This is a genomic window from Falsirhodobacter algicola (genome assembly GCF_018279165.1).
Lineage (GTDB): Bacteria > Pseudomonadota > Alphaproteobacteria > Rhodobacterales > Rhodobacteraceae > Falsirhodobacter > Falsirhodobacter algicola.
On the sequence record NZ_CP047292.1, the window covers coordinates 45,750 to 70,436 of the forward strand.

Annotated in this window: 23 protein-coding genes; 13 read left to right on the forward strand and 10 right to left on the reverse strand. The window is 69.1% G+C overall.

Annotated elements, in window-relative coordinates; all coding sequences use genetic code 11:
* Positions 1-11: 11 nt before the first annotated feature.
* From GR316_RS13070 to GR316_RS13095, 6 genes are all read right to left on the reverse strand, one after another.
* Complete coding sequence (locus tag GR316_RS13070; RefSeq protein WP_211785560.1) at positions 12-857, reverse strand: ABC transporter ATP-binding protein; 846 nt, start codon at positions 855-857, stop codon at positions 12-14.
* On the reverse strand, positions 854-1,633 hold the full coding sequence (locus GR316_RS13075) for an ABC transporter ATP-binding protein (RefSeq protein ID WP_211785561.1): 780 nt from the start codon (positions 1,631-1,633) through the stop codon (positions 854-856). Before GR316_RS13075 ends, GR316_RS13070 begins: the two co-directional genes overlap by 4 nt.
* A complete protein-coding gene (locus GR316_RS13080; protein ID WP_211785562.1) occupies positions 1,633-2,448 on the reverse strand; it encodes an ABC transporter permease in 816 nt (271 codons plus the stop codon). Before GR316_RS13080 ends, GR316_RS13075 begins: the two co-directional genes overlap by 1 nt.
* Entirely contained in the window at positions 2,445-3,374 is a 930-nt protein-coding gene (locus GR316_RS13085) for an ABC transporter permease (RefSeq protein WP_249218881.1), read from the reverse strand. Before GR316_RS13085 ends, GR316_RS13080 begins: the two co-directional genes overlap by 4 nt.
* Positions 3,371-4,858 (reverse strand): ABC transporter substrate-binding protein, encoded by a 1,488-nt coding sequence (locus GR316_RS13090; RefSeq protein ID WP_211785481.1) that lies wholly within the window; start codon positions 4,856-4,858, stop codon positions 3,371-3,373. Before GR316_RS13090 ends, GR316_RS13085 begins: the two co-directional genes overlap by 4 nt.
* Before the next feature lie 156 nt (positions 4,859-5,014).
* A complete protein-coding gene (locus tag GR316_RS13095; protein ID WP_211785482.1) occupies positions 5,015-5,548 on the reverse strand; it encodes a hypothetical protein in 534 nt (177 codons plus the stop codon).
* A 373-nt stretch (positions 5,549-5,921) separates the two neighbouring features.
* Between GR316_RS13095 and GR316_RS13100 the strand changes: the two genes are divergently transcribed.
* Positions 5,922-6,554 carry a YjbE family putative metal transport protein gene (locus GR316_RS13100; RefSeq protein WP_211785483.1) on the forward strand — a complete coding sequence of 211 codons (633 nt, stop codon included), beginning with the start codon at positions 5,922-5,924 and terminating at the stop codon, positions 6,552-6,554.
* A 3-nt stretch (positions 6,555-6,557) separates the two neighbouring features.
* Here GR316_RS13100 and GR316_RS13105 read toward each other — a convergent pair whose 3' ends face one another.
* Both GR316_RS13105 and GR316_RS13110 read right to left on the reverse strand, forming a co-directional pair.
* Positions 6,558-7,208 carry an exopolysaccharide biosynthesis protein gene (locus tag GR316_RS13105; RefSeq protein ID WP_313797058.1) on the reverse strand — a complete coding sequence of 217 codons (651 nt, stop codon included), beginning with the start codon at positions 7,206-7,208 and terminating at the stop codon, positions 6,558-6,560.
* 12 nt (positions 7,209-7,220) lie between these two features.
* Entirely contained in the window at positions 7,221-9,458 is a 2,238-nt protein-coding gene (locus GR316_RS13110) for a hypothetical protein (RefSeq protein WP_211785484.1), read from the reverse strand.
* A 189-nt stretch (positions 9,459-9,647) separates the two neighbouring features.
* Here GR316_RS13110 and GR316_RS13115 point away from each other — a divergent pair, with 189 nt between their 5' ends.
* The 5 genes from GR316_RS13115 (at position 9,648) to GR316_RS13135 (ending at position 16,675) form a co-directional block, all read left to right on the forward strand.
* Positions 9,648-10,049 (forward strand): VOC family protein, encoded by a 402-nt coding sequence (locus tag GR316_RS13115; protein WP_211785485.1) that lies wholly within the window; start codon positions 9,648-9,650, stop codon positions 10,047-10,049.
* 32 nt (positions 10,050-10,081) lie between these two features.
* The gene (locus tag GR316_RS13120) at positions 10,082-11,137 is read left to right on the forward strand and encodes an aldose epimerase family protein (protein ID WP_211785486.1); all 1,056 of its coding nucleotides are present in this window, start codon (positions 10,082-10,084) and stop codon (positions 11,135-11,137) included.
* A 97-nt stretch (positions 11,138-11,234) separates the two neighbouring features.
* Complete coding sequence (locus GR316_RS13125) at positions 11,235-14,066, forward strand: GAF domain-containing protein (RefSeq protein WP_211785487.1); 2,832 nt, start codon at positions 11,235-11,237, stop codon at positions 14,064-14,066.
* Position 14,067: 1 nt separating this feature from the next.
* On the forward strand, positions 14,068-15,024 hold the full coding sequence (locus GR316_RS13130) for a DMT family transporter (RefSeq protein ID WP_211785488.1): 957 nt from the start codon (positions 14,068-14,070) through the stop codon (positions 15,022-15,024).
* A 40-nt stretch (positions 15,025-15,064) separates the two neighbouring features.
* The gene (locus GR316_RS13135; protein WP_211785489.1) at positions 15,065-16,675 is read left to right on the forward strand and encodes a BCCT family transporter; all 1,611 of its coding nucleotides are present in this window, start codon (positions 15,065-15,067) and stop codon (positions 16,673-16,675) included.
* On the opposite strand, the gene GR316_RS13140 is transcribed toward GR316_RS13135, so the two are convergent.
* Entirely contained in the window at positions 16,672-17,235 is a 564-nt protein-coding gene (locus GR316_RS13140) for a DUF1190 domain-containing protein (RefSeq protein WP_211785490.1), read from the reverse strand. The two genes, GR316_RS13135 and GR316_RS13140, sit on opposite strands and share 4 nt — an antisense overlap.
* Positions 17,236-17,260: 25 nt before the next feature.
* Positions 17,261-18,469 carry a glutathionylspermidine synthase family protein gene (locus tag GR316_RS13145; RefSeq protein WP_211785491.1) on the reverse strand — a complete coding sequence of 403 codons (1,209 nt, stop codon included), beginning with the start codon at positions 18,467-18,469 and terminating at the stop codon, positions 17,261-17,263.
* A gap of 149 nt (positions 18,470-18,618) precedes the next feature.
* On the opposite strand from GR316_RS13145, the gene GR316_RS13150 reads away from it, so the two are divergent.
* The 7 genes from GR316_RS13150 (at position 18,619) to GR316_RS13180 (ending at position 24,685) form a co-directional block, all read left to right on the forward strand.
* Positions 18,619-19,719 carry a calcium:cation antiporter gene (locus GR316_RS13150; protein WP_211785492.1) on the forward strand — a complete coding sequence of 367 codons (1,101 nt, stop codon included), beginning with the start codon at positions 18,619-18,621 and terminating at the stop codon, positions 19,717-19,719.
* 63 nt (positions 19,720-19,782) lie between these two features.
* Positions 19,783-19,965 (forward strand): DUF2934 domain-containing protein, encoded by a 183-nt coding sequence (locus GR316_RS13155; protein WP_249218874.1) that lies wholly within the window; start codon positions 19,783-19,785, stop codon positions 19,963-19,965.
* A gap of 54 nt (positions 19,966-20,019) precedes the next feature.
* On the forward strand, positions 20,020-20,769 hold the full coding sequence (gene pxpB / locus GR316_RS13160; protein WP_211785493.1) for a 5-oxoprolinase subunit PxpB: 750 nt from the start codon (positions 20,020-20,022) through the stop codon (positions 20,767-20,769).
* Positions 20,766-21,701: a 5-oxoprolinase subunit C family protein gene (locus GR316_RS13165; RefSeq protein ID WP_211785494.1), complete on the forward strand. Its 936-nt coding sequence runs from the start codon at positions 20,766-20,768 to the stop codon at positions 21,699-21,701. Before pxpB ends, GR316_RS13165 begins: the two co-directional genes overlap by 4 nt.
* 78 nt (positions 21,702-21,779) lie before the next feature.
* On the forward strand, positions 21,780-22,739 hold the full coding sequence (locus GR316_RS13170; RefSeq protein WP_211785495.1) for a Bug family tripartite tricarboxylate transporter substrate binding protein: 960 nt from the start codon (positions 21,780-21,782) through the stop codon (positions 22,737-22,739).
* Between the two features lie 7 nt (positions 22,740-22,746).
* Positions 22,747-23,196, forward strand: a complete 450-nt coding sequence (locus GR316_RS13175; RefSeq protein ID WP_211785496.1) for a tripartite tricarboxylate transporter TctB family protein — start codon at positions 22,747-22,749, stop codon at positions 23,194-23,196.
* Between the two features lies 1 nt (position 23,197).
* Positions 23,198-24,685: a tripartite tricarboxylate transporter permease gene (locus GR316_RS13180; protein WP_211785497.1), complete on the forward strand. Its 1,488-nt coding sequence runs from the start codon at positions 23,198-23,200 to the stop codon at positions 24,683-24,685.
* Positions 24,686-24,687 lie beyond the last annotated feature (2 nt).

Genomic DNA, 24,687 nt, shown 5'->3' on the forward strand with positions numbered 1-24,687 from the left:
GAATGATCTTGTCAGGTTCCGTCCGGGGCGCAACCCGCTGTTCCGTCCGAATGCGGCGGCGCGGGACGTTGTTTCGCCCGCGCGCGCCCTTCGGCGGCATCCAGACGCAGTTCGGCGGCCAGAAGGCGGCGCGTATGGGGGTGTGCGGGGCTGTCCAGCACGCGGCGCACGGGGCCCTCCTCGACGATGCGGCCCTCGTGCAGGACGGCGACGCGGTCGCAAACCTCGTCCACCACGGCGATGTCATGGGTGATGAACAGCACCGCCAGCCCCTGCGCCGCCCGCAGATCGAGGATCAGGCGCAGGATCTGCCGCTGCACCGCCGCATCCAGCGCCGAGGTCGCCTCGTCGGCGATCAGAAGGCGCGGGCGCGGCATCAGCGCGCGGGCGATGGCGATGCGCTGGCGCTGCCCGCCCGAGAATTGGTGCGGAAAGCGCGTGGCGGCATCGGCGGGAAGGCCGACCTCCTCCAGCGCGGCGGCGATGCGGGCGCGGCGCGCGGCCCCGCGCAAGGCGGCCGGGTCCAGATGCAGCGGCTCGGCCACGATGCGCCCCACCCGCCAGCGCGGATCGAGCGAGCCGAGCGGGTCCTGAAACACCATCTGCACCGCCCGCCGCGCGGCCCGAAGCGCTGCGGGCGAGGCGTGGATGTCCTGCCCCTCCAGCCGGACCTGCCCGGCCTCGGGGCGGTGAAGGCCCGCCGCGACGCGGGCCAGCGTCGATTTGCCCGACCCGCTCTCGCCGACGATGCCCAGCACCTCGCCCGGCGCAAGATGCAACGAGACATCCCGCAGCGCAGGCGCGGGCGCGCCCGGATGGTGGCGCGTCACGCCGTCGATCTGCAAAAGCACGCTCATTCCCGCGCCCCCAACGTGGCGCGGCTGCGGCGGGGCAACGCCTCGATCAGGGCGCGGGTGGCGGCATGGGCGGGGCGGGCCAGCACCTCGGCGGTGGGGCCGGTTTCGACGACATGCCCGCCCGACAGCACCAGCATCCGGTCCGCCATCCGCGCGATCACCCCCAGATCGTGCGAGACGATCAGAAGCCCGATCCCGCGCGCGGCCACCAGATCCTCCAGCAGGGTCAGGATCTCGGCCTGCACGGTCAGATCGAGCGCGGTCGTCGGCTCGTCCGCGATCAGAAGATCGGGGCGCAGCGCCAGCGCGATGGCGATGCCGATGCGCTGGCGCTGCCCGCCCGACAGCTCGTGCGGGTAGGCGTCGATCCGGGCGGCGGCTTGGGGGATGCGCACGGCCTCCATCAGGGCAAGCGCCTCGGCGCGGGCGGCGGCGGCCGAAAGCCCGCGCAGCCCTTCGGCGATCTGGGCCCCAACGCGCATCACCGGATTCAGCGCGGCCATCGGGTCCTGAAAGATCATGCCGATGCGCCGCCCGCGCAGCCCCCTCATCGCGCGTTCCGGCAGCGGCAGAAGATCCTGCCCATCCAGCCGCACCTGCCCCGACAGGGCGGCCCCGCGCGGCAGTAGCCTCGGAATGGCCAATGACAGCGTGGATTTGCCCGAGCCGCTGGCCCCGACCACGCCCAGCACCTCGCCGCGCGCGAGATCGAGGTCGATGCCCCGCAGCACCTCCGCCCCGCCCAGCCGAACCGACAATCCGCGCACCTGCAGCATCAGCGCCCCCGTCGGCGCGGATCGGCCAGCGTGCGCAGCCCGTCGCCCAGAAGGTTCAGCCCCAGAACCGCCAGCGCGATCGCCCCGCCCGGCGCCAGCACCAGATGCGGCGCGGCGGCCAGCCATGTCTGGCTGTCGGCCAGCATCCGGCCCCAACTGGGCAAGGGGGGCGCCACGCTCATACCCAGAAAGCCGAGGCCCGCTTCGGCAAGGATCGCAAGGCCCATCTGAATGGCGATCTGCACCACGATCTGCGGCGCGATATTGGGCAGCACATGATCCAGCGTGATGCGTGTGCGGCCCTTGCCCGCCATGCGCGCCGCCAGCACGAAATCCCGCGTCCAGATCTGAAGCGCCGCGCCCCGGCTGATCCGCGCGAAGACCGGCACCATGAAGAGCGCGATGGCCGCGATGGCCGTCACCGCCCCCGGACCAAGGGCCGCGCCCAGCAGCACCGCCGACAGGATCGGCGGAAAGGCGAAGAGAACGCCGCAGGCCGCCATCACCGCCGCCCCGATCCGCCCGCCGCGCGCTGCCGCCAGCGTTCCGGCCGCGACCCCCGCCGCCCCGCCCAAGAGCACCGCCGCCCCCGCGATCCCGAGCGAGGTCCACGCCCCCGCCATCAGGAGCGAGGCGACATCCCGCCCGAAGGCGTCCGTTCCCAGAAGCCCGCCGTCACCGGGGGGACGCAACCGCGCGAGGATGTTCATCGCCGCCGGATCGGCGGGCGTCCACACCCGGCCGATCAGCGCCGCCAGCACCAGCGCCGCCGTGATCGTGCCGCCTACGATCAGGGTCAGGGGCGGGCGCGTCATTCCCGGCCCCGCAGCCGCGGATCGAGCCGCGCATAAAGCGCATCCGTCACCGCCTGCGCCACCAGCACGATGGCCGCGAACATCAGCACCACATTCTGCACCACGATCAGATCGCGCTGCGCCAGCGCCTGATAGGCCAGCGTTCCGATGCCGGGCAGGGTGAACACCGCCTCCACCAGAACCGCGCCGGAAATCAGGAACGGGATCTGAAGCCCCAGCATCGTGACCACCGGCAACAGCGCGTTCGGCAGCACATGGCGCCACAGCACGCGGCCGCGGCCAAGGCCTTTGGCTCGGGCGGTGCGGATGAAATCCTCCTCCGCAAGGTCGATCACGGCGGCGCGGGTCACGCGCGTCAGCACCGCCGCCTGCGGCACCGCCAGCGCCACCGCCGGCAGCACCAGCGCCCCCGCCGCGCGCCAGCCCGCCTGCCAGCCCGGAAACCCGCCCGAGGGGAACCAGCCCAGCCCCAGCGACAGCCCCAGTATCAGCAAGAGCCCGATCCAGAAATTCGGCAGCGCGATCCCGGCCTGCGCCAGCACCGTCGCCAGCCCGTCCGCCACGGCGCCCGGTCGCGCCCCCGCCAGCACCCCCAGCGGCACCGCCACCGCCACGGCCATCGCCGTCGCCATCGCCGTCAGCGGCAGCGTCACGGCCAAACGCTCGGCCATGAGGCCCGCCACCGGCACGCCATAGGTCAGCGATTGGCCCAGATCCCCGTGCAGCAGCCCGCCGATCCATGCCAGATACCGCACCGCCATCGGCCGATCGAGGCCCATCTGCGCGCGCAGCGCAGCCACCGTATCGTCGGCGGCGGACATGCCCAGCATGATGCGCGCAGGATCGCCCGGTGCCGCCTCCACCAAGAGGAAGATCAGCACCGAGGCCGCCAGAAGCACCCCCGCCAGCCGGATCAGAAACCTCACTCCGCCCAATACGCGTCCGTCAGATCGTTGGCGGGCACGGGGCCGTTTTCCCACACGCCATGCAGGCCCGCCTTCCACACGCCCAGCTTCGGCTCGGAATAGAGGAAGAGGGCGGGCAGGTCTTGGGCGATGATCTCCTGCGCGCGGGCGAAGCCGTCCGCCCGGGCCTCTTCGGTGCGGGCATCGGCAAGACCCGCGATCACCGCGTCGAATGCGGGATTGTCATAGTTGAAGTAGTAGGGATGGCGGGCATAGATGTCGATGTCGAGCGGTTCGGCATGGCCGATGATGGTCATGTCGTAATCGCGGTCGGTCATCACCTGCTGCACCCATGCGGCAGGGAAATCCACCGTCTCGATCTTCGCCGTCACGCCGATCTGCTGGAAGAAGGCCTGCATGATCTCGGCCGCGCGCTGCGTATAGGTGCGGTTCGGCACCTTGAAGGTGAAGGTGAAACCGTTCGGATGCCCCGCCTCGGCCAAAAGCGCCTTCGCGCGGGCCGGATCGTAGGGGTAAAGGCCGGTCAGATCCTTGTAATAGGGGCTGGCGGGCGAGAAATGCGTGCCGATCGGCGTGCCGAAGCCCGATTTCGCCGCCTGCACCAGAAGGTTGCGGTCGATGGAAAGCATCAGCGCCTGCCGCACCCGCGGATCGTCGAAGGGCGGCCGGGCCGAGTTCATGCCCGCCACGACCTCCATCTCGCCGGTGCCGACATGGGTGGTGAAGGCCGGATCCCCCTCGAACGGGGTGAACAGCTCCGGCGCGCCGAGTTCGGAGGCCAGATCCACCTGACCCGAGCGCAGCGCCGCCGCCTGCGCCTGCGGATCGGCGATGATGCGCGCGGTGATGCCCGACAGGCGCGGAGCCTCGCCCCAGTAATCGGGAACTGCGGTCATCACGATCCGGTCGCCGCGGCGCCATTCCTGCACGCGGAAGGGGCCGGTGCCGACGGGGTCGGTTGCGTTGGTGGCCGCGCTGGTCGGTTCCACCATCACGGCGGCGGGAAAGCCGAGGCGGTAGATCAGCTGCGCATCGGGGTGGGACAGATGCACCACAAGACGGTCCGGCTCCGGCGCCTCCACCGAGGCGATGGCGGCATAGAGCGCCTTCTGCCCGTTGGTGGACCCCTCCGCCCCAATCCGATCGAGCGAGAATTTGGCCGTCGCGCTGTCGAACGCCGCGCCGTTGTGGAAATGCACCCCTTCGCGCAGCGCGAAGGTCAGCGTCGTGCCGTCGTCGGACAGCGTCCAGCCGGTGGCAAGCTGCGGCTGGACCGCACCGTCCGCGTCGATGCGCACCAGCCCTTCGAACACGTTCTGCCATGTGACCTGCCCCGCCGCCACCGGAGAGCCGGAGGTCGGGTCCAGTCCCGGCGGTTCCACCGACTGGATGAAACTGACCGTGTCCGGCGGTGCCGCAGCGGCCGGCATCGCGGCCCAGATCAGGGCGGCAAGACCACCGGCAAGGATTGGATGCAGCTTCATCGTCGTTCTTCCCCCTCGGGCCGGGTCCCGCGCCGCCCGCGTCTGGCGCACACATTGCCCAGAAACGGCGGCGAATGTCGATGGTTTTGCTGCGCGGCACCATTGATCCGGAAGGGGAAAGCCATCGGAGAACATCCGGTGATCCGGCGTGAGTAATCAGGGGGAAGTCGGTACGTTGCAGTCGTAGAAGACTTGGTAAAGCGTGGAGTCCCCCGTCTTGGGGCTGACCGTTGCCGAAACGTTTCCGATCGTCAAAGCTCGACCATCTGCATTTCCTGTCTTAGTCCTTCCATTGACATTCAAACTCACAGGAGAGATGCGTGTTCCAGAATTGTAAGATATGGTACCACCACCACATATTTGCGCGGAAAGTTTCGGCGACGAAGCATTCGTGTCGAAATAGAACGACCCATTACCGGTATACGGGCCGTCGGATACCTTCGCCCCATTGACATATTCTTTCGAAGCAGTCGCGAGAAGGGCGGCGGCGGGCACAATGGTCGCAGCCTTGGCGTCAATACCTTCGAGCATGTTGATGATTTCCGCATACTGATCGGTTGGTACGCTATCTTTGATGCTCTTGAGCGTGTCCGACACCGATTGCGCCGTTTCGCGAATACTGGATGCGTCTTGCCCGATCTGTTCGACATACACTTTCGTCGGATCGCCTGTTATGGCGGTCCAGATCATATCCAACCCTTTGGAAGCCAGCCAAGGCACAAGGAAGGCGACAACGGCGACGATCAGAAAGACGCTGTTGCTTCGACTTTCGGAATGCCTAAGGAACCCGACTGTCGAGGAAGCATATCGGCGCAATTTGCTTCGTTGATTTGGAACAGTTGTTTCAGCCATGAATCACAGACCCCATAAGATGGTTTCGTTTATACGATCACGGAAATGTTAATCAAATCCTCAGACTGGATCATTGACCTGTATGCTGAGAAATTCGGCATCATGTGCCGTAGTCAGGCTTATGTGATGCACCATTCCGCCCATCAAGTTCCGCCTCGACACCGTCCGTCCAAGGCGTAAAAGCGGAGCACGCCCACCACGGAATGGCTCCATGACCGATACCCTCCTTGCGCTCGACCTGTCCACGCTGTTGCAGGTGCTGTTCATCGATGTCGTGCTGGCGGGGGATAACGCGGTCGTCGTCGGGATGGTCGCGGCGGGGGTGGACCCGTCGATCCGCCGCAAGGTGATCGTCTGGGGCATCGCAGGCGCGGTTGTGCTGCGCATCCTTCTGGCCCTCGTCGCGGTGGAGCTTCTGGACATCGTGGGGCTGACGCTTGCGGGCGGTCTGCTGCTGCTTTGGGTCTGCTGGAAGATGTACCGCGAGATCCGGGGCGCCGATGACGACAGCGATGCCGAGGACGCCGCCCGCAAGATGCGCGGCAAGAGCTTTGGGCAGGCCATCGTTCAGATCGTGATCGCGGACCTGTCGATGTCGCTCGACAATGTGCTGGCGGTGGCGGGGGCCGCGCGCGACCATGCCGAGGTGCTGGTGATCGGGCTGCTGATCTCGGTCGTGCTGATGGGCGCGGCGGCGACGCTGATCGCGCGCGTGCTGCACAAATACCGCTTCATCGCATGGGCCGGGCTGGCGGTGATCCTGTTCGTCGCGCTGCGGATGATCTTCGACGGCGGCGAGGAAGTGGCCTGCGCCGGGCTCGTGCCCGCGCTCTGCCTGCGCTAGCGCTCAGCCGGAAAAGCCGAACTGCCAGACGGCCACCGGCACCGCCGCCATCAGGCACAGCGCGATCAGCACCAGCACCCCGTCCCGCATCAGATAGCCCGCCGCGAACAGCGCGATCACCGCCGAGGCGATGGAGCCGGAAGCGGGCACCACCTCCATCAGCGGCATCATCAGCGCAAGGCATAGGATCAGCGTCAGCGGCAGCAGCAACAGCGGGCGATGCACCAGCGCGGGCAGACGCCGCTTCAGCACCCGTTCCGCCAGCCCGACCGGGCGGCGCATCCAGCCGATCGCGGTCTTCAGCCGCCGCCCCGCAAGGCGGCGGCGCATCAGGATGCCCGGCAGCCACAGGCTGCGCTTACCGATCATCAACTGGATCACCAGCATCGCCACGATGATCCCGACCGTCGCCGTCACCCCCGGAATGGCGCTGGCCGGAGAGGCGGAGATCAGCGTGAAGATCAGCATCACCGAGGCGAAGGACTGCGTGCCCAGCTTGTCCACGATGTCGCCGATCGCCACCTCGTCCCGATCCGTCAGCTCCTCTAGTTGATCGAGCACCTCGGTCAGTTGTCCGCCATCCCCGTCGCTCATCCCGCCCATCCGTTCGGCCCCGCCTGCCCGACAGCTATGCCCGGCGCGGCGGATGTCCATGGGGGCCGCCCGTCAGGGGGCGGGATCGCCAGTCACGAGCACCACATCCCGCGTCTTGGTGGACGGCGGCACCAGTTGCGACAGAACGCCGTACCGGGCCTCGCATCGGCCGGTCTCGGTCTGGAAGGCGGCATAGTCGATGCCCTTGATCTGTTGATCGGTCTGGGTCAGGCGCTGGCCGCCGCAGGTCACCGTGGTCAGCCGCGCCGCGCCGAAAGCCCGCGGCAGCAGGATCGTCGCATGCTCCGCCCCCGGCCGGATGTCCACGGTGAAGCGCAGGGTCGAGCCGTCCCACTCCCCCGCCCGCAGGTCCGAGGCGTTGCGCCCGTCCAGCCATTCCAGCATCTGCTCGGACGATACGAGCGCCACGCCCCGCGCCTCGGCGGCGTCGATGATCCGGTCGGCATAGCTGTCGGTGTAATCGACATGGGCCGCGAAGGCGCCGAAATACTGATCCGATCCAAGGGCGCGGTCCAGAAGGCTCGCGATGCCGAAATCCTGCGGCACGCCGTCTTCGTTCACCAGATGCGTCGCGGTCTGATAGATGTCGAGGACGCGGCCATCGTAATCCACGAAGGGCATGGGGAAGCCCGACCCCGTCATGAAGCCCGGCCGCTGCTGCAACCAGTTCGGCGGCCACGAATAATAGTTGAGATCGAAGCGCACGCCCCGCGCACGCTCGAACTCCGGCACGTCGGTCCAGCCGTTCCAGACGATGCAATGCAGACGCTCGCTCCGCTGGGCGGGCAGATCGGGATAGCGGTCTTGGAACTCGTCGAATTGCTCGCCGATGATGTGGTCGAGCTCGGGGCTGGGCACGTCGTGGCATCCGCTGTCCACATGCACGCCGAGTTCGAACCCCTGTTCGGAATAGGCGGCGGCGCGCGCGGGATCGAGATAGGTCGCCAGCGTCAGATAGGAACTGGCGCGCAGGCATTCCCACGCCGCCAGATCGCAGTCCTTGGGGCTGTCGGCCAGCAGCCGGTCGAACATCTGGCCCGTCCCGTCGGGCGTGGCGTGATCGTCGCCCGTCAGCACCACCACCGCACGGCGGTCATCGGGCAGATACCAGAAGCGCGGCACCGGCATCGGCGCGGCCGTCACGATCAGGTTCGCCATCAGGCGCTGCAATTCGTCGGCCTGCGGCACATGCATCCGGTCCAGATCGACGAAATCGGGATAGAAGAGGTCGTTCGGGCGGCGCGGCGCGGAGCCGTCGCGTTCTTGGTTGATCCAGAAAGGGTTGCCCTGACGGGTCAGCACGACCGTCTCGGCAAGGCTGAAGGGGAAGATCGCGACGGTGCCGCGCCCGCGCCGCAGCGTCACCCCCGCCGGATAGGGCAGCGGCGTGCTATGCGTGTCGAACAGCTGTCCAAGCGCGCGGGGCGCCGTGGGCGCCGCCCCCGCCGTTCCCGCCACGAGCGAGGGCGCATCCCCCGGCCCCGTGCCCCCCGGCATGCGGAACAGTTCGACCGGCCCATGCAGACCCAGCTTCACCCCGCTCAGCGCGCGGGTCGCCTCCTGATCGGCCGCCGGCTCCAGCGAGGCGCCGTGGATCGTCCCCGCCGCCAGCGTCTGCGCCCCGAGCGCGGTCATCAGCCCGCCCTCCGGCTTCATCGCGATCAAGAGACCGCCCTGCTGCACCCAATCGTTCAGCGCGGCGATCTGATCCTCGTCCAGATGGCGGCTGGCAAGGATCAGCACCGCGCGGCCCTTCAGCGCGTCGCGGTCCAGATCCTCGGCGGGGATGCTGCGCCCGGTGAACCCTTCGGCCCGCAGGATCGGCAGATAGGCGCTGCCATAGGCCGCGTCGGCCCCGAGCGCGACGAGAACCGGCGCGTCCTTCGGCCCCTCGGCGGCGGGTTCCGCCTGCGTGCGGAATGCGGTGCAGGTGACGCGCGGCCCCACCACGCGCTGCACGATCGCCCGCCGCTGGCGCGTGATGCACAGACGGTAGGGCGTGTCCCAATGCAGCGGCCCCGCCGCCTGCGCCATAAGCATCCGCCGATCCCCCGGCAGGCGCCATGCCACCGTGTCCACCGCGCCCTCCGGGCCGGTCAGGGTGGCGGTGGTGTTCCACGGCACCTCTTCCTGAAAGGCGACCTGAAAGGCCCGGGCGGGATGGATCGCCTCCTCCCCCGCGACCAGTCCGATGAACCGGACCGAACGTGCGGTTTCGTGGCGCCACATGCCGAAGGCCAGAGACGCGGCGACGGCGATCAGGGCGACGGCGAGAATCAATCGCTTCATGATGGGGTCCTTGCAGGCGTGTCGGGAACCTTGCCAAACGACCACCCCCGCCCCCGCACCGCAACCGGGCCCTTAGGTCAGTCGCGCTGATCCAAATCAGACAGCGCGCGCATCCCCATGGCGGTATCCAGTACCACCGCCGCGCCTTTCGCCCTATGTTGCCCCCGGCCGATGATGCAGGAGGATACCTTGGCGAAACTGGTGCACAGCATGATCCGCGTTCTGGACGAAGCGCGGTCGGTGGCGTTCTACGATCGGGCCTTTGGGCTGAAGGTCGCGGACCGTTTGGATTTCGAGGGCTTCACCCTCGTCTATCTGTCGAACCCCGAGGCCGCGTTCGAATTGGAGCTGACGGTGAACAAGGGCCGGACCGAGCCCTACGACATCGGCGACGGCTATGGCCACATCGCCGTCGTGGTGGAGGATCTGGACGCCGAACATGCCCGCCTGACGGCCGCAGGCTTCGCCCCGCGCCGGATCGTGGATTTCCGCAACGACGGCGCCCCCGTGGCGCGGTTCTTCTTCATCGCCGATCCGGATGGATACGAGATCGAGGTGATCGCCCGCGGCGGCCGCTTCGGCGGCAACTGACCCCCTGCCCCCGGCTCGAAAGGGAGACGACCATGACCGGCACCACCCACCGCGACCCGTTCGGCCAGCAGATGGAGCGGGTGATCCTGCGCCTGCCCTCGGGGGCGGAGGCGCGGATCATCACGTTCGGCGCGGCACTTCAGGCGCTGATCGTGCCGGACCGGGATGGGCGGCTCGACGACGTGGTGCTGGGCCATGATGGGCCGGAGGGCTATCTGGCGCAGCGCGACCTCTATGGCGCGACGGTCGGGCGCTATGCCAACCGGCTGGCGGGCGGGCGGTTTCCCGGCGGGCGCGTTCCCCCGAACGAAGGCCCCCATGCCCTGCATGGCGGGGCCGAAGGGTTCGACCGCCGCCTCTGGACGGTGGAGGATGCGGCGGCGGGTGCCGTTACGCTCTCGCTGATCAGTCCGGACGGCGATCAGGGCTTTCCGGGGCGGATGCAGGTCCGCACCACCTATGCCCTGAGCGAGGAAGGCGGCACCGTCACCCTGCGCATCGCCTTCGAGGCGACGAGCGACCGCGACACCCCGATCAGCCTGACGAACCATTCCTATTGGAACCTCGGCGGGCATCTGGCCGATGCGGCGCGGATGCGCGATGCGATGGGCCACCGGGTGCAGGTCCGCGCCGCGCGCTATCTGCCCATCGACGACGGCATGATCCCCGAAGGCGCCCCGGCCCCGGTGGCGGGCACGCCCTTCGATTTCCGCGATCCCATGCCGCTGGGTGCGCGCATCCGGCAGGGCGATGCGCAGCTTCTGCGCGCGGGGGGCTACGATCACACCCTCTGCCTCGACGACGACTGCGCAGAGGGCGCGCGGGCGGCGGTGGTGGAGGATCCGGTGACGGGGCGGCGGATGGAGATGTGGACCGATCAGCCCGGCCTGCAACTCTATTCCGCGAACCGCCTGCCGGTGCACCGCACGGGCAAGGGCGGCATCGCCCCCCGCCCCGGCGACGCCCTCTGCCTCGAGGCGCAGGCATGGCCCGACGCCCCGAACCGCCCCGATTTCCCCCCCGCGATCCTGCGGGCCGGCGCGCCGTGGCGGCGCAGCATCCGCTACCGCTTCAGCGCGGCACCCTAGGCGGGGGACGCGGAAGATGACGTAACGGCACAACTTGTCCTTGTTCCGGGCAAAAGCGGATGCGACAAAGGGCTTAACGGTATTCAGAGGGAATTGCGTGCCATCGCCCGAGACCACATCTTCGATGATGACTGAGGAACAGGCGCGCTCGGCCGCGCTGCATCGCTTCGACATCCTCGACACCCCGAGGGAGGCCGATTTCGATGACATCGCCGCCCTTGCGGCGGAGGTGTGCCAGACACCCATCGCGGTCGTGAACTTGGTCGATACGGATCGGCAATTCTTCAAGGCGGAGGTCGGCCTCGGCGTGCGGGAAACCCCGCTCGACACCTCGTTCTGCGGGCAGGCGATCCTGAGCGAGGACATCATGATCGTCCCCGACGCCATGCTCGATCCGCGCTTTTCGTGCAACCCGCTCGTCACGCAGGCGGGGGGGCTGCGCTTCTATGCCGGGGCGCTGCTGCGCACGCGGGAGGGGCATGCGATCGGCACGGTTTGCGTGCTCGATACCCAGCCGCGCACCCTCGACGATCATCAGGTCCGCACCCTGCGCCTTCTGGCGCGGCAGGCGATGACGCAACTCGATCTGCGGGTGGCGCTGCGCAAGGCGCAGGACGCCGAGGCCCGCCGCCAGCAGGTGCTCGACAGCGCGGTGGATCACGCGATCATCTCGCTCGATCTGGACGGGCGGGTGACGGGCTGGAACCTCGGCGCGTGCAACGTTCTGGGATGGAGCGCGGAGGACATGCTCGCGCGGCCCATCGACACCATCTTCACCCCCGAGGACTGCGAGGCCGGCATCCCCGCCCGCGAGATGGAGGCCGCGCGCATCGACGGGCGCGGCGCCGACGAACGCTGGCACCTGCGCCGCGACGGCACCCGTTTCTTCGCCTTGGGCGAGATGATGCCCCTGCGCGACGGTCAGGGCCAGCATGTCGGCTATGTGAAGATCCTGCGCGACCGGACGCGGGCGCGGCGGCAGACGCAGCGGCTGGCGCTCTTGGGGCAGGCTTCGGCGCGGCTGCTGTCGTCGGACGATCCGGCGCGGGCGCTGCATCCCATCCTCAGCGGCGGGGCCGAGGCGATCGGCTTCGATCAGTTCTGCCTCTTCGACCTTGCCCCCGACGGGCAGACGCTGATCCTGCAACAATCGGGCGGCCTGCCCCCCGACCATCGCGACCTCCTCGAGGAGGCGACGCTCGACGTTCCCCTCTGCGGCATCGTCGCCGAAACGGGGCGGCCGCTGATCCTGACCGATCTCGACGGGCCGGTGACGCAGCGGTTCCGCATCGCGCAGGATTTCGGGATGAAGGCCTATGCCGGGATGCCGATCTGCGTGCGCGGGCGGCTGGTGGGCGTCATCTCCTTCGCCAGCAACCGCGCCACCTCGTTCGACGACGAGGCGCTGTCCTTCTTCGGCACCATCGCCCGTTTCCTGTCCATCGCCCATGAACGGGCCGAGGATGCGCGCCAGATCCGCGACGCCGAACAACGCTCGCGCCTTGCGCAGGAGGCGGGGCGCATCGGCACGTTCCAAGTGGATGTGCACACCGACACCGTCCTTGCCTCGCCGCAGTTCTGCCGCATCTTCGGCCTGCCCGAGGCGACGGCGCTGAAGGCCGCCGATCTGGAGGCGCTGGTGCTGAACGAGGACGGCGCGCAGCCGTCGAACCGCGCCGGGCGGCAGGAGGGCCGCGACAGCGGCGATGTCGAATACCGCATCCTGCGGGCCGATGACGGCACGCAATGCTGGATCCAGCGGCGGGCCGAATATCTGCGCGACGACGAAGGGCGCGTGCGCTGGATGGTCGGCACCGTGCAGGACATCACCCACCGCAAGCTGGCCGCCCTGCGCCAAGAGGCGCTGCTGACGCTGGGCGTGCGCCTGCGGCAGGCCACCGCCCGCCAAGCGATGATCGACATCGCCTGCGAAACCCTGCACGAGGTCTTGGAGGTGACGCGCGCCGGCTATGCCAGCGTCGATCGCCGCGCGGGGATCTATGTCGTCTCCGGCCTCAGCGGCGACGGGGCGGAGGGGCTGCATGCCAGCTACTCCCTCGGAGATTTCGCGGCGAGCACGTCCCATCTCGTGGCCGGGGACACGCTGGTGCTGCGCGACATCGAACACGAACCGGCGCTGGCCCGCGACCGGGACAGCTATCGCGCGGCGGCGGTCGCGGCGCAGATCAGCGTGCCGCAGATCGAACGCGGCGATCTGGTGGGCGCGCTGTTCGTGCATCAGACCCGCCCCCGCGACTGGACGAGCGAAGAGGTCGATTTCGTCCGCCGCCTTGCCGACCGTTTCTATGCCGCGCTGGCCACCGCCGCCGCCGAGGAACGCCAGAACGTGCTGAACCACGAACTCTCGCACCGGCTGAAGAACAGCCTGTCGATGGTGCAGGCCATCGCCAGCCAGACGCTGCGCAGCGCCACCAGCCGCACCGCGCTGGAGGATTTCCTGCACCGCATCCGCGCCCTTTCGGCCGCCCATGACGTGCTGCTGGACCACAAATGGGAGGCGGGGGCGATCCATGACATCATCCGCTCCACCGCCGCCACGCTGGCGCAGGCCGACCGCATCCGCGCCGAGGGGCCGGACCTGTCACTCGGCCCGCGCAGCGCGCTGACGCTGTCGATGCTGCTGCACGAACTGGCGACGAATGCGGTGAAATACGGCGCCCTCTCCACCGAGGCGGGCGTGGTGGAGATCCGCTGGACGCTGGAGGAGATCGGCCCCGGCGACCGGGATTTCGTGCTGCGCTGGCACGAGGAGGGCGGCCCCCCCGTCGCCCCGCCCCTGCGCCACGGCTTCGGCTCGCGGTTGATCCGGCTGGGGCTGACCGGCGCGGGCGGGGTCGAGCAGCAGTTCGACGCCGAGGGCCTGCGGGTCAGCATGCGCGCGCCGCTGTTCTCGCTGGTGCAGGACTGACATGAACCTTGGCGCGGCGATCCCGGCGACCGACGGCGCAGCCCGCGCGCGGGGAATCGCGGCGGTGCTCGTGGCCTCGGCGCTGTGGGGCACGACCGGCACCGTCGCGGCGCTGGCGCCCGGGGTGGCGGCGGCCACGATGGGCGCGGCGGCGATGGGCGTCGGCGGGCTGCTTCAGGCGCTGCGCGCGGCCCCGGACATGGCGCGGTCGGCCCCGCAGCTGCGCCGCCATGCCGGGATTCTGCCGCTGGCGGCGCTGGCGGTCGCGGTCTATCCCCTCGCCTTCTACAGCTCCATGCGGGCGGCGGGGGTGATCGTGGGAACGGCCGTCAGCATCGGGTCCGCCCCGCTCTTTTCCGCGCTGGTGGAGATGGTGGCCGACGGGCTGCGCCCCGGACGCCGCTGGCTGGCGGGGGCGCTGATGGGCATCGCCGGGATCACGCTGCTGACGGCGGGCGGCCATGGCACCGCCGGGGCCGGGACCGGCCATGCCGCGCTCGGCGTCGGGCTGGGGCTGGTGGCGGGGCTGACCTATGCGCTCTATTCGTGGATCGCGGGGCGCGCGATGCGGGCGGGCCTGCCGGGCGGGGCCACGATGGGCACGATCTTCGGCGGCGGCGGGCTCTTGCTGATGCCGGTCCTGCTGCTGACGGGCGGGCCGCTGCTGGCAAGCTGGGGCAATGCGGCGGCGGGGCTGTGGATGGCGCTCGGCCCGATGTTTCTCGGCTATGTCTGCTTCGGGCACGGCCTTGCCCGCATCCGCGCCAGCGAGGCGACGACCCTGACCCTGACCGAACCCGTCATCGCGGCGCTGCTGGCGATGGCGGTGCTGCACGAACGTCTGAGCGGCCCGGCTTGGGTCGGTGTCGCGCTCGTGGCGGGCTGCATGCTGTGCATCGCGCTGCCGCAGCGGCGTTTGGCCGCAGGAAATGTGCGACATCCCGCGCCCCGGCCCTAGGTTCCGGCATCACACGCCGAAACCATCCCGGAGAAATGCTTTGCACGAACTTGCCCGTCGTCTTGGTCTGAGGACCGACCCGGTCATCTTTTTCGTATCCGCCGCGCTGACGGTGGTCTTCGTCCTTGCCCTCGTGATCGCCCCCGAACCGATCGGCGCGGCCTTTGCCGCGGGCCGCGCGTGGATCGTCACCAAGCTGGGCTGGTTCTTCATCCTCGGCGTGAATGTCTGGCTCGGCTTTCTGATCTGGGCCGCGATGAGCAAGCACGGCCATATCCGCCTTGGCCGCCGCAACACGCGCCCGGAATATACGAACCTTTCATGGTTCACGATGCTGTTCGCGGGCGGGATCGGCACGGTGCTGATGTTCTGGGGCGTGGCCGAACCGATCAGCCATTTCTCCAAACCGCCGCTGCCGGGGGTCGAACCCTTCAGCGCCGAGGCCGCCGACGACGCCATCGCCATCGCCCTTTACCATCTGGCGCTGCACACTTGGACGATCTTCGCGCTGCCGGGTCTGGCCTTTGCCTATTTCATCAACCGCTACGATCTGCCGCTGCGGGTCAGTTCGGTGTTCTATCCCCTGCTGAAGGAGGGGATCCACGGCCCGATCGGGCGCGTGATCGACATCGTTTCGGTGCTGGGCACGCTCTTTGGGGTGGCGGTGTCGCTGGGCCTCGGATCGTCGCAGATCGCAGCGGGGCTGTCGGCGCTGACCGGGGTCGATCCGGGCACCGGCACGCAGATCGGCATCCTCGTGGTGCTGACGGGGGTGGCGGTCATCTCCATCTCCGCCGGCCTCGACAAGGGGGTGAAGCTGCTGTCGAACATCAATATCGGCATGGCGGTGGGGCTGATGGTCTTCGTGCTCGTCACCGGATCGACGCTGTTCCTGCTGCGCGGCATGGTGGAAACGATGGGCATCTACCTGTCGAACCTGCCGCGCCTCGCGTTCTGGAACGACATGCTGGCCGATGTGATGCCGAACCGGCCCGACTGGGGCTGGCAGGGCAACTGGACGGTGTTCTATTGGGCATGGACGGTCACATGGTCGCCCTTCATCGGGCTGTTCGTCGCCCGCATCTCGCGCGGGCGGACGATCCGTGAATTCGTGGCGGGCGTGCTGCTCGCGCCGTCGCTGTTCACGGTGATCTGGTTCTCGGTCTTCGGCTGGCAGGCGATGGAGCTTGATGGCATCGGCGCGGGCGCGCGCGCCCAGATGGGCGAGGCCGCGGGCCAGATCAGCGCCGCCGTCGCCGACAGCGTGCCGCTGGCGATGTTCGCCTTCTTCGAGCATTTCCCGCTGGTGAATGTGATGCAGGGGCTGGCGGTGATCGTGGTCGCGATCTTCTTCGCGACCTCGGCCGATTCCGCCTCGCTCGTGGTGGATATGCAATGCACGGGCGAAGGCCGCCCCGGCCCGGTGCGCCAGCGCGTGTTCTGGGGCATCACGCAGGGGCTGGTGGCCGCGATGCTGGTGCTCTTGGCGGGCGAAGCGGGCCTGACGGCGCTTCAGCAGGTGATCACCGTGGTGGGCCTGCCGGTCTTCTGCCTCGTGTTCATGATGATCCCCTCGTTGCTGAAGGGATTCCAGGCCGAGGATATCGACAACGTCACCGTCGGCTCCCGCCCCGATCTGGACGATCTCTAGCCCCCGAACGAGGTGCGGGCGGCACCGGAGGAACCGAAGCCGCCCCGCCGCATCACATCGGCCTGCGACATCGGCGGGCGGCCCACCGTGGCAGGGGCCTTCTGGAAGGCCGACGCGTTCATCGCGCCCCGCCCGTTGTTGGAGGCGACCGAGGTGCCGCCGGGCGTGGCGAAGCGGCCATTGGCGGTGTTCACCAGCGGCTGGCTCATGATGCCGCGCCCGCCCAGCATCTGCCCGATCATCATCCCCGCCAGCAGCGGCATGAAGGAAAAGCCGCCGCCCGCCTCGGCCTGCTGCTCGCAATTGCCGACGCCATGCTCCTCTTCGCAGACGGCCAGCGCGTCGTAGCGGGGGGCCGTCTCCTCGTGGTCGGCCTGCGCTTGGGCAAAGGCCGCGTCGCAATCGGCGGGGGTGAAGTTCAGGCTGCCCGCCTCCGCCTCGGCCCGGCACGAGGCGAGGTCGGGGAAGGACGAGGCCTCGGTCCGGTCCTCGCGGCAGCCGGACAGGGCGAAGGCCGCGCCCATCAGCGTCAGGGCCACGGTGGCGGAACGTTTGCGCATGAAGGTCTTCCTTGTCAGGGCGATGTCAGGGTGCGATGAAATGAGGCTTGAAGCGCGACAGATCCTGTGTGATCCGGGCGCGATCCTCGCGGATGCCCAAGGCGACGCACTCCTCCCCCACGATCCATGCCCCCAGCACCGGGCGGAATCCGTCGAAGACCGGAAGCGGCGCATAGGCCTGCACGATCTTCGCCCCCTGATCATAGGCGCGATCATGGGCGGTTTCCAGCGGCCGCCCGCCTTCGATGATGTCGACAGAGGCGCCTTCGCGCGAAAAGAACGGTTTGACCACATGGGTGCGCAGCGCATCGCGCGACCGATCGAGCAGCGCCGAGCCGCCCGTCCCATCCCGCAGCGCGCCCGCCACATCATCAAGGAAGAAGGCCGGCAGAAGGTTCGGATGGCCCTCGAACATCTCCCACAGCACGGGCAGGATCGCCTTGTTCGACACCAGCGCCTTCCAGGCCGGTTCGATCATCCGGCAGCCCGAGGGGACGATGGCGGCCCCGAATTCGTCCGCGAAGATGTCCTCCCACGGATAGAGCTTGAAGAGCGTGCCGATCACCCGATCCTCGGCATCGGTGAACTGCCCCTCGGCGGACAGGCCGATTTGGCCGAGGTCGGTGTAATGCGCGCCCATCCCGCCCTCGCGCGCGGCCCAAGCCAGCGCCTCCACGGTGGCGTAATCCTCGGCATGGCCGGCGGCGGCGGCGAAATGGATGTCGTGATCGGGCGGGAACATCGCGGCGAAGCGTTCGGCCAGCGCCTCGTGCAGGCGGTTGAACTGATCCGCCCCCGCCGGCAACGCACCGGCCGCGATCTGATCCTCCAGCCACTGCCACTGGAAGGCCGCCGTTTCATAGAGCGAGGTCGGCGTGTCGGCATTGTATTCCAGGAGTTTCGCATCCCCCCCGTCATAGGCGAGGTCCATGCGGCCATAGAGCTCGCCCTCCTGCCGCTGCCAGCTCGTGGCCACCAGATCGCGGAAACCGGGCGGGATGCCCATCCGGTCCATCAATTCCTCCGAGGCGACGATCCGTTCCACCGCCGCGCGGCACATGCCATGCAGCTCGCTCGACGGGTCTTCGATCCGGGTCTCCACCTCCTCCAGCGTGAAGGCATAGGCGGAGGTTTCGTCCCAATAGGGCTCGCCCCCCATCTCGAGGAAGGAAAAGCCCGCCTCTTCGGCCTTGGCGTGCAAATCCGCCCGTTCGGGAAGCGCGATCTTGTGCATATATGGCCCCTTCGGCACTGGTCGGGCGCACCCTATGCCGCAGGGCCGGGCGGGGGCAATCGGACAGTTCCGCGCGGGGCGGGAATATGCGGCCGGAACCCGCCGTCCCCCCGCCCGTTGGCCCCCGAAGACGAAAGGACCCCTGCCCCATGAGCCGATTTGCCGAGACGCTGCGCGAGGAATGGATGCTGCTGCCCGCGCTGCTGGCGGGGGTGGCGGCCTTTTCCGCCGAAGAGGCGCTCTTGGGCGCGGGGGCATTCGCCGCGCTTGCGGCCGCCGCCGTGATGATCGGCGCGATCATCGCCGTCTCGGTCCGCGTGGCTCACCATGCCGAGGTGCTGGCCGCCAAGGTCGGCGATCCCTACGGCACGATGATCCTCACCATCTCGGCGGTGGTGGTGGAGGTGCTGATCCTCGTGATCCTGATGTTCGGCTCCGGCTCGCCCACCCTTGCGCGCGATACGATCTTTTCGGCGGTGATGCTGGACATCAACGGCATCCTAGGGCTGGCCGCGCTCCTTGGCGGATGGAAGTTCGGCGAGCAGGCCTATAACGACGATTCCGGCAAGACCTATGGCGCGATGATCCTGACGGCGGTCAGCATCGCGATGGTCGTGCCCGAATTCGTGCCGCGCGACCGCTGGCAGGCCTATTCCGTCTTCACCATCCTTGCGATGATCACCCTCTATTGGGTGTTCCTGCGCAATCAGATCGGCCAGCACAGCTACTTCTTCAACTACAGCTATCCCGACAAGAAGCGCCACGCCCATCGGCGGCTGGAGGAGGAGCCGATGGCCCCCTCCGTCATCCTGCTGGTCGTCGGCATCGTGCTGATCGGCGGGCTGGCCGAGGTGATGTCGGCCTTCCTGACCGACGGGCTGGAGGCGGTGGGCGCGCCGCTGGCGCTGGCGGCGCTGATCGTGGCGACCATGTCCGCCGCCCCCGAGATCCTGACCGCGCTGCGCGCCGCACTGGCCAACCGGATGCAGGTCGTCATCAACATCGCGCTCGGGGCCTCGCTCTCCACGGTGATCCTGACCGTGCCGGTGATCGAGGCGATCTCGCTCTTCACCGGGCAGCCGATCGTGATGGCGATGACGCCGGTGCAGACGATGCTGATGTTCGTCACGCTCGTCGTCGCCGCCATCAACCTCAACGACGGAGAGACGAACGCGATCGAGGGGATGACCCATTTCGTCCTGTTCGCGACCTTCCTCGCGCTGTCCTTCCTCGGCATCGCGGCGGGCTGAGGGGCGGGAACAACCCGGCCCGCCGAAGGTTGTGTGCCTAGGATCCAGAGGAGGGAGATCACCATGGACCGCGAACAGGACATCCGCGACCGCGCGCACGCCATCTGGGAAAGCGAAGGCCGCCCCGAGGGCCAGCACGAGGCCCATTGGCGCCGCGCCAGCGCCGAGATCGACGAAGGCGCCCCCGAACCCGGCCAGACCGAGACGATGGACGAATCTGGCGCGCCCGTCGGCATCAAGGGCTGAAACGGGGGGCGATAGGGGCTTTTCCCCGCCCCGCTTCCGGGGCAGGATCGCGCCATGCACGCCGCCGCCCGATCCCCCCGCCCTGCCCCGCCCCTGTTCCTGCCCGTCGGCGATCAGGCGCTGTCCGTCCAACTCTCGGACCGGATCGATCCGGATGCCAATGCCCGCGTGATCGCGCTGGCAGCGGATCTGAAGGCCGATCCCTGCCCGGGCATCGTGGAAACCGTGCCCACCTACCGCGCGCTCTTGGTGCGCTACGATCCCACCGTGATCCGCGGCGCGGCGCTGGAGGAGATTCTGGCCGAGCGTTTGCGGCGCCCCGCCCCGGAGGCCGCCGAAGGCCGCCTGTGGCGCGTGCCCGTCCATTACGGCGGGCCCGCCGCCCTCGATCTCGAGGCGCTGGCCGAGATGAAGGGGATGGACCCCGCCGCCCTTGCCGCCCTGCATGCCGCGCCCGAATACCGCGTGGCGATGATCGGCTTCGCGCCGGGCTTTGCCTATCTCGACGGGCTGGATGCGCGGCTGCACGCGCCGCGCCTGCCGGTGCCGCGCCAAAGCGTGCCCGCCGGGGCCATCGGCATCGGGGGGCAGCAAGCCAGCGTCAATTCCGTCGCCAGCCCGTCGGGATGGCGCTATATCGGCGCGACCCCGATGCGCCTGTTCGACCCGGACCGCGATCCCGCCGTACTCCTGACCGCCGGGGACCGCATCCGGTTCGAGCCGGTGGATTTTGCCATGTTCCTGCGCCTCGGCGCGCGGGCCGAGGCTGGAAGCCCCCTCATCACCCCCGAGGTGGAAGCATGATCGAGATCCTCCGCCCCGCCCCGCTGATGACCGTGCAAGACCGGGGCCGCATCGGCTTGCGCCATGCCGGGGTGTCCCCCTCCGGCCCGATGGACGCGCCCGCGCTGGCGCTGGCCAATGCGCTGGTGGGCAACGATCCGGGCGCGGCGGGGGTCGAATTCGCGATCGGCGGCGCGGTGCTTCAGGCCCATGCCGCCTGCCGCATCGCGGTGACGGGCGGCACCTTCCCTCTGCGCATCGGCGGGGAGGCGCGCGCCCCGAACCAGTCGCACCGCGTCATGGCCGGTCAGCGGATCGAGATCGGGATCGGCGGCGATGCCGCATGGGGCTATCTTGGTGTTTCGGGCGGGGTGGACGCGCCGGTGGTGATGGGCGCGCGCGCCATGCATCTGCGCAGCGGCCTCGGCGCGCCGCTGGCGGCGGGCGACGAATTGCCCCTCGGCCCGCAGGTGCCGGGGCGCACGCTGGCCCCGTTCCGCCCCTTGCCCGGGCGCGGCGAGGGGCCGATCCGCGTCGTCCTCGGTCCGCAGGCGGACAGCTTTTCTGCCGAGGTCATCGCGCACTTTCTGAGCCAGCCCTTCACCGTCAGCCATGAACGCGACCGAATGGCGATGCTGCTCGATGGGCCGTCCCTTCCGGCGGCCAAGGGGCATGACATCGTGTCCGACGGGACGGTGGCGGGATCGGTGCAGGTGCCCGGTTCGGGGCGCCCGCTGGTGCTGATGGCCGAGGGGCAGACGACGGGCGGCTATCCCAAGATCGCGACGGTGATCGGGGCGGACCTGCCGCGCCTTGCCCAAGTGCCGACGGGCCGCGCCGTGCGCTTTCACGCCGTCCCCCGCGCCATGGCCGAGGCGCTGTGGGTCGCCCATCTGGACGCGCTGGCCCGCACGCTCCACCCGCTGAAGGTGACGATCGCGCGGCGCGGCTGACCCCGAAATGCCCCCCCGGCATTGACGCCCCGGCCCATTTCCCGGAACAAGGGGCACATATTCGGGAGGGAACCGTCCATGACCACGCATCTTCGCCCCGTCGCCCTTGCCGCCCTTGCGGCACTCGCGACGCCCGCCGCCGCACAGGATTGGCCGACCGAGCCTGTGCACATCTTCGTCGGCTTCCCGGCGGGATCTTCGCCCGATACCATCGCGCGGATCGTGGCCGAACCGCTGGCCGCCGCCCTTGGTCAGCCGGTCGTGGTGGAAAACCGGCCCGGCGCGGGCGGCGTGATCGGCGTGCAGCAGATGCTGGCACATGACGACGGCTATTCCTTCGGCATCACCATCAACGGCCCGCTGACCACGGCGCAGCGGCTGATCCCCGATCTCGGCTACGATCCGCAGACGGACATCGCGCCCATCTCGCTGATCGCAACCAGCCCGCTGGCGCTGACCGTTTCGGCCGACTTCCCGGCCAAGGACGTGGCCGAATTCGTTGCCGCCGCCAAGGCCGATCCCGGCGCGATCAGCTATGGCTCGGTCGGGCAAGGTTCAGGCGCGCATCTGACGGCGGAACTCTTCGCCGCCGAGGCCGGGGTGGAGCTGTTCCACATCCCCTTCCAAAGCTATGCCGAAGTCACCGCCTCCATCCTCGCCGGAGAGATCGATGCAGGCTTCATGGCCCCCTCGGCCGCGCTGCCGCAGGTGCAGGCGGGCACGATGCGGATGCTGGGCGTCACCTCCACCCAGCCCTTCGCGCAGACGCCCGATGTGCCGGTGCTGGCCGGGACCGCTGGCCTGCCCGAGGATTTCCGGGCCGAGCTGTGGAACGCCATCATCGCCCCTGCCGGCACCGATCCCGCCATCGTGGAGCGTCTGAACCACGAGGTCGGCACCATCCTCGCCGATCCGGCCGTGCAGGACCGTCTGCTGGCGATCGGCTGGCAGGTCGCCCCCGGCACGCCCGAAGACCTGTCGGACCGCATCGAAAGCGACATCGCGCTTTGGGGCGCCGTCATCGACCGGATGGAGTGAGCGGGACGTGACGCAGCGGGACTGGAGCGATGCCGCATGGGGGGCGGGGCTGGCGCTTGCGGGCGCCGCCGTCGCCGCCCATGCCGCCGCGCATTACGACATCGGAAGCCTGCGCCGCATGGGGCCGGGCTTCTTTCCGGTGGTGCTGGGGGTGGCGCTGGTGGCGCTCGGGGCGCTGATCGCGCTGCCGGCGCTGCGCCGCGCGGGCGAACGCCGCCCCTTCGCATGGCGCGAGGCATTGGCCGTCACCGCCGCGCTGCTGGTCTTTGCGCTGCTCATGGAACGCGCGGGGCTGATCGTGGCCACGGCCCTGTCGGCCCTGATCGCCAGCAGCGTCGCCCCCCGCCCCGGCCTTGTCTGGCGCGGGGTTCTGGCGGCCATCATCGCCTTCGTGACATGGGCGATCTTCAGTCTGGCCCTCGGCCTTTCGATCCCCGTATGGCCGTGGAGCCCCTGAGATGACGACACTGGACGGACTGGCCCACGGGCTTGGCGTGGCCCTGCAGCCGGGGATTCTGATCTACAGCCTTCTGGGCGCGCTGCTCGGCACCTTCGTCGGGGTCTTGCCGGGGATCGGGGCGATGGCGGCGATCACGCTCTTGCTGCCCATCACCTACTACATCTCCTCCGAGGCGGCGCTGGTCATGCTGGCGGGCGTCTATTACGGAGCGCAATATGGCGGCTCGGTCGCCTCGATCCTGCTGCGCCTGCCGGGCACGCCGCAATCGGCGGTCACCACGCTCGATGGCTATCCGCTGGCGCGGCAGGGGCGCGCGGGGGCCGCGCTCTTCACGGCGATGATCTCGTCCTTCGCGGGGTCCATGCTGGGGATCGCGATCCTCGTTCTGCTGGCGGGCTGGCTGTCGAAGGTCGCGACCAGCTTCGGCGCCGCCGATTACGCCGCGATGATGGTGATGGGGCTCGTCGCCGCCTCCACCGTGGGCAGCAGCCGCCCGGTCAAAAGCCTTGCGATGGTGGTGGTGGGGCTGATCCTCGGCTGCGTCGGAACGGACGTCAATTCCGGGGTTCAGCGCTTCACCTTCGGGCAGACGCAGCTGATGGACGGGATCAACCTCGTGGCGCTGGCGATGGGCCTCTTCGGCGTGGCCGAGGTCATCGCCAACATCCAAAGCGCCGACCGCCACGGCCCGCCCGATCGCGTCACCTTGCGCCAACTGATCCCGACGCGCGACGATCTGCGCCGCATCCTTGCGCCGATCCTGCGCGGCACGGCGCTTGGCGGGTTCTTCGGGGCGCTGCCGGGGACCGGATCCACCATCTCCTCCTTCCTTGCCTACGCGACTGAGCGGCGCGTCTCCCGCCATCCCGAACGCTTCGGCAAGGGCGCGGTGGAGGGCATCGCCGGGCCGGAGGCCGCGAACAACTCCGCCTCCATCACCGCCTTCGTGCCGACGCTGACGCTGGGAATTCCGGGCGATCCGATCATGGCACTGATGCTGGGCGCGCTGGTCATCCACGGCATCCAGCCCGGCCCGATGATGCTTCAGGAACGCCCGGACATGTTCTGGGGCCTCGTCGCCAGCTTCGGGATCGGCAACCTGTTCCTGCTACTGCTTAACCTGCCGCTGATCGGGATCTGGGTGTCGATGCTGCGCATCCCGTTCCGCTGGCTCTATCCTGCGATCATCGTGTTCATCTGCCTTGGGGTCTTTTCGGTCCGCGGCGCGGTCTTCGATCTGGTGATGGTGGCGGGGATCGGGGTGGTCGGCTATGCGCTGGCGCGGGCGAAGTTCAGCCCGGCGCTGCTGCTTCTGGGTTTCGTGCTCGGCCCGCTGATCGAGACGAACCTGCGCCGCGCGCTGCTCATCTCGCGCGGGGATGCGATGGTGTTCCTCGAACGGCCCATCGCCTGCGGCTTCTTGCTGGCGACGGCGCTGCTGCTGATCTGGCCGCTGCTGCGCCGCGCCCTGCCGGGGCGCGGCTAGGG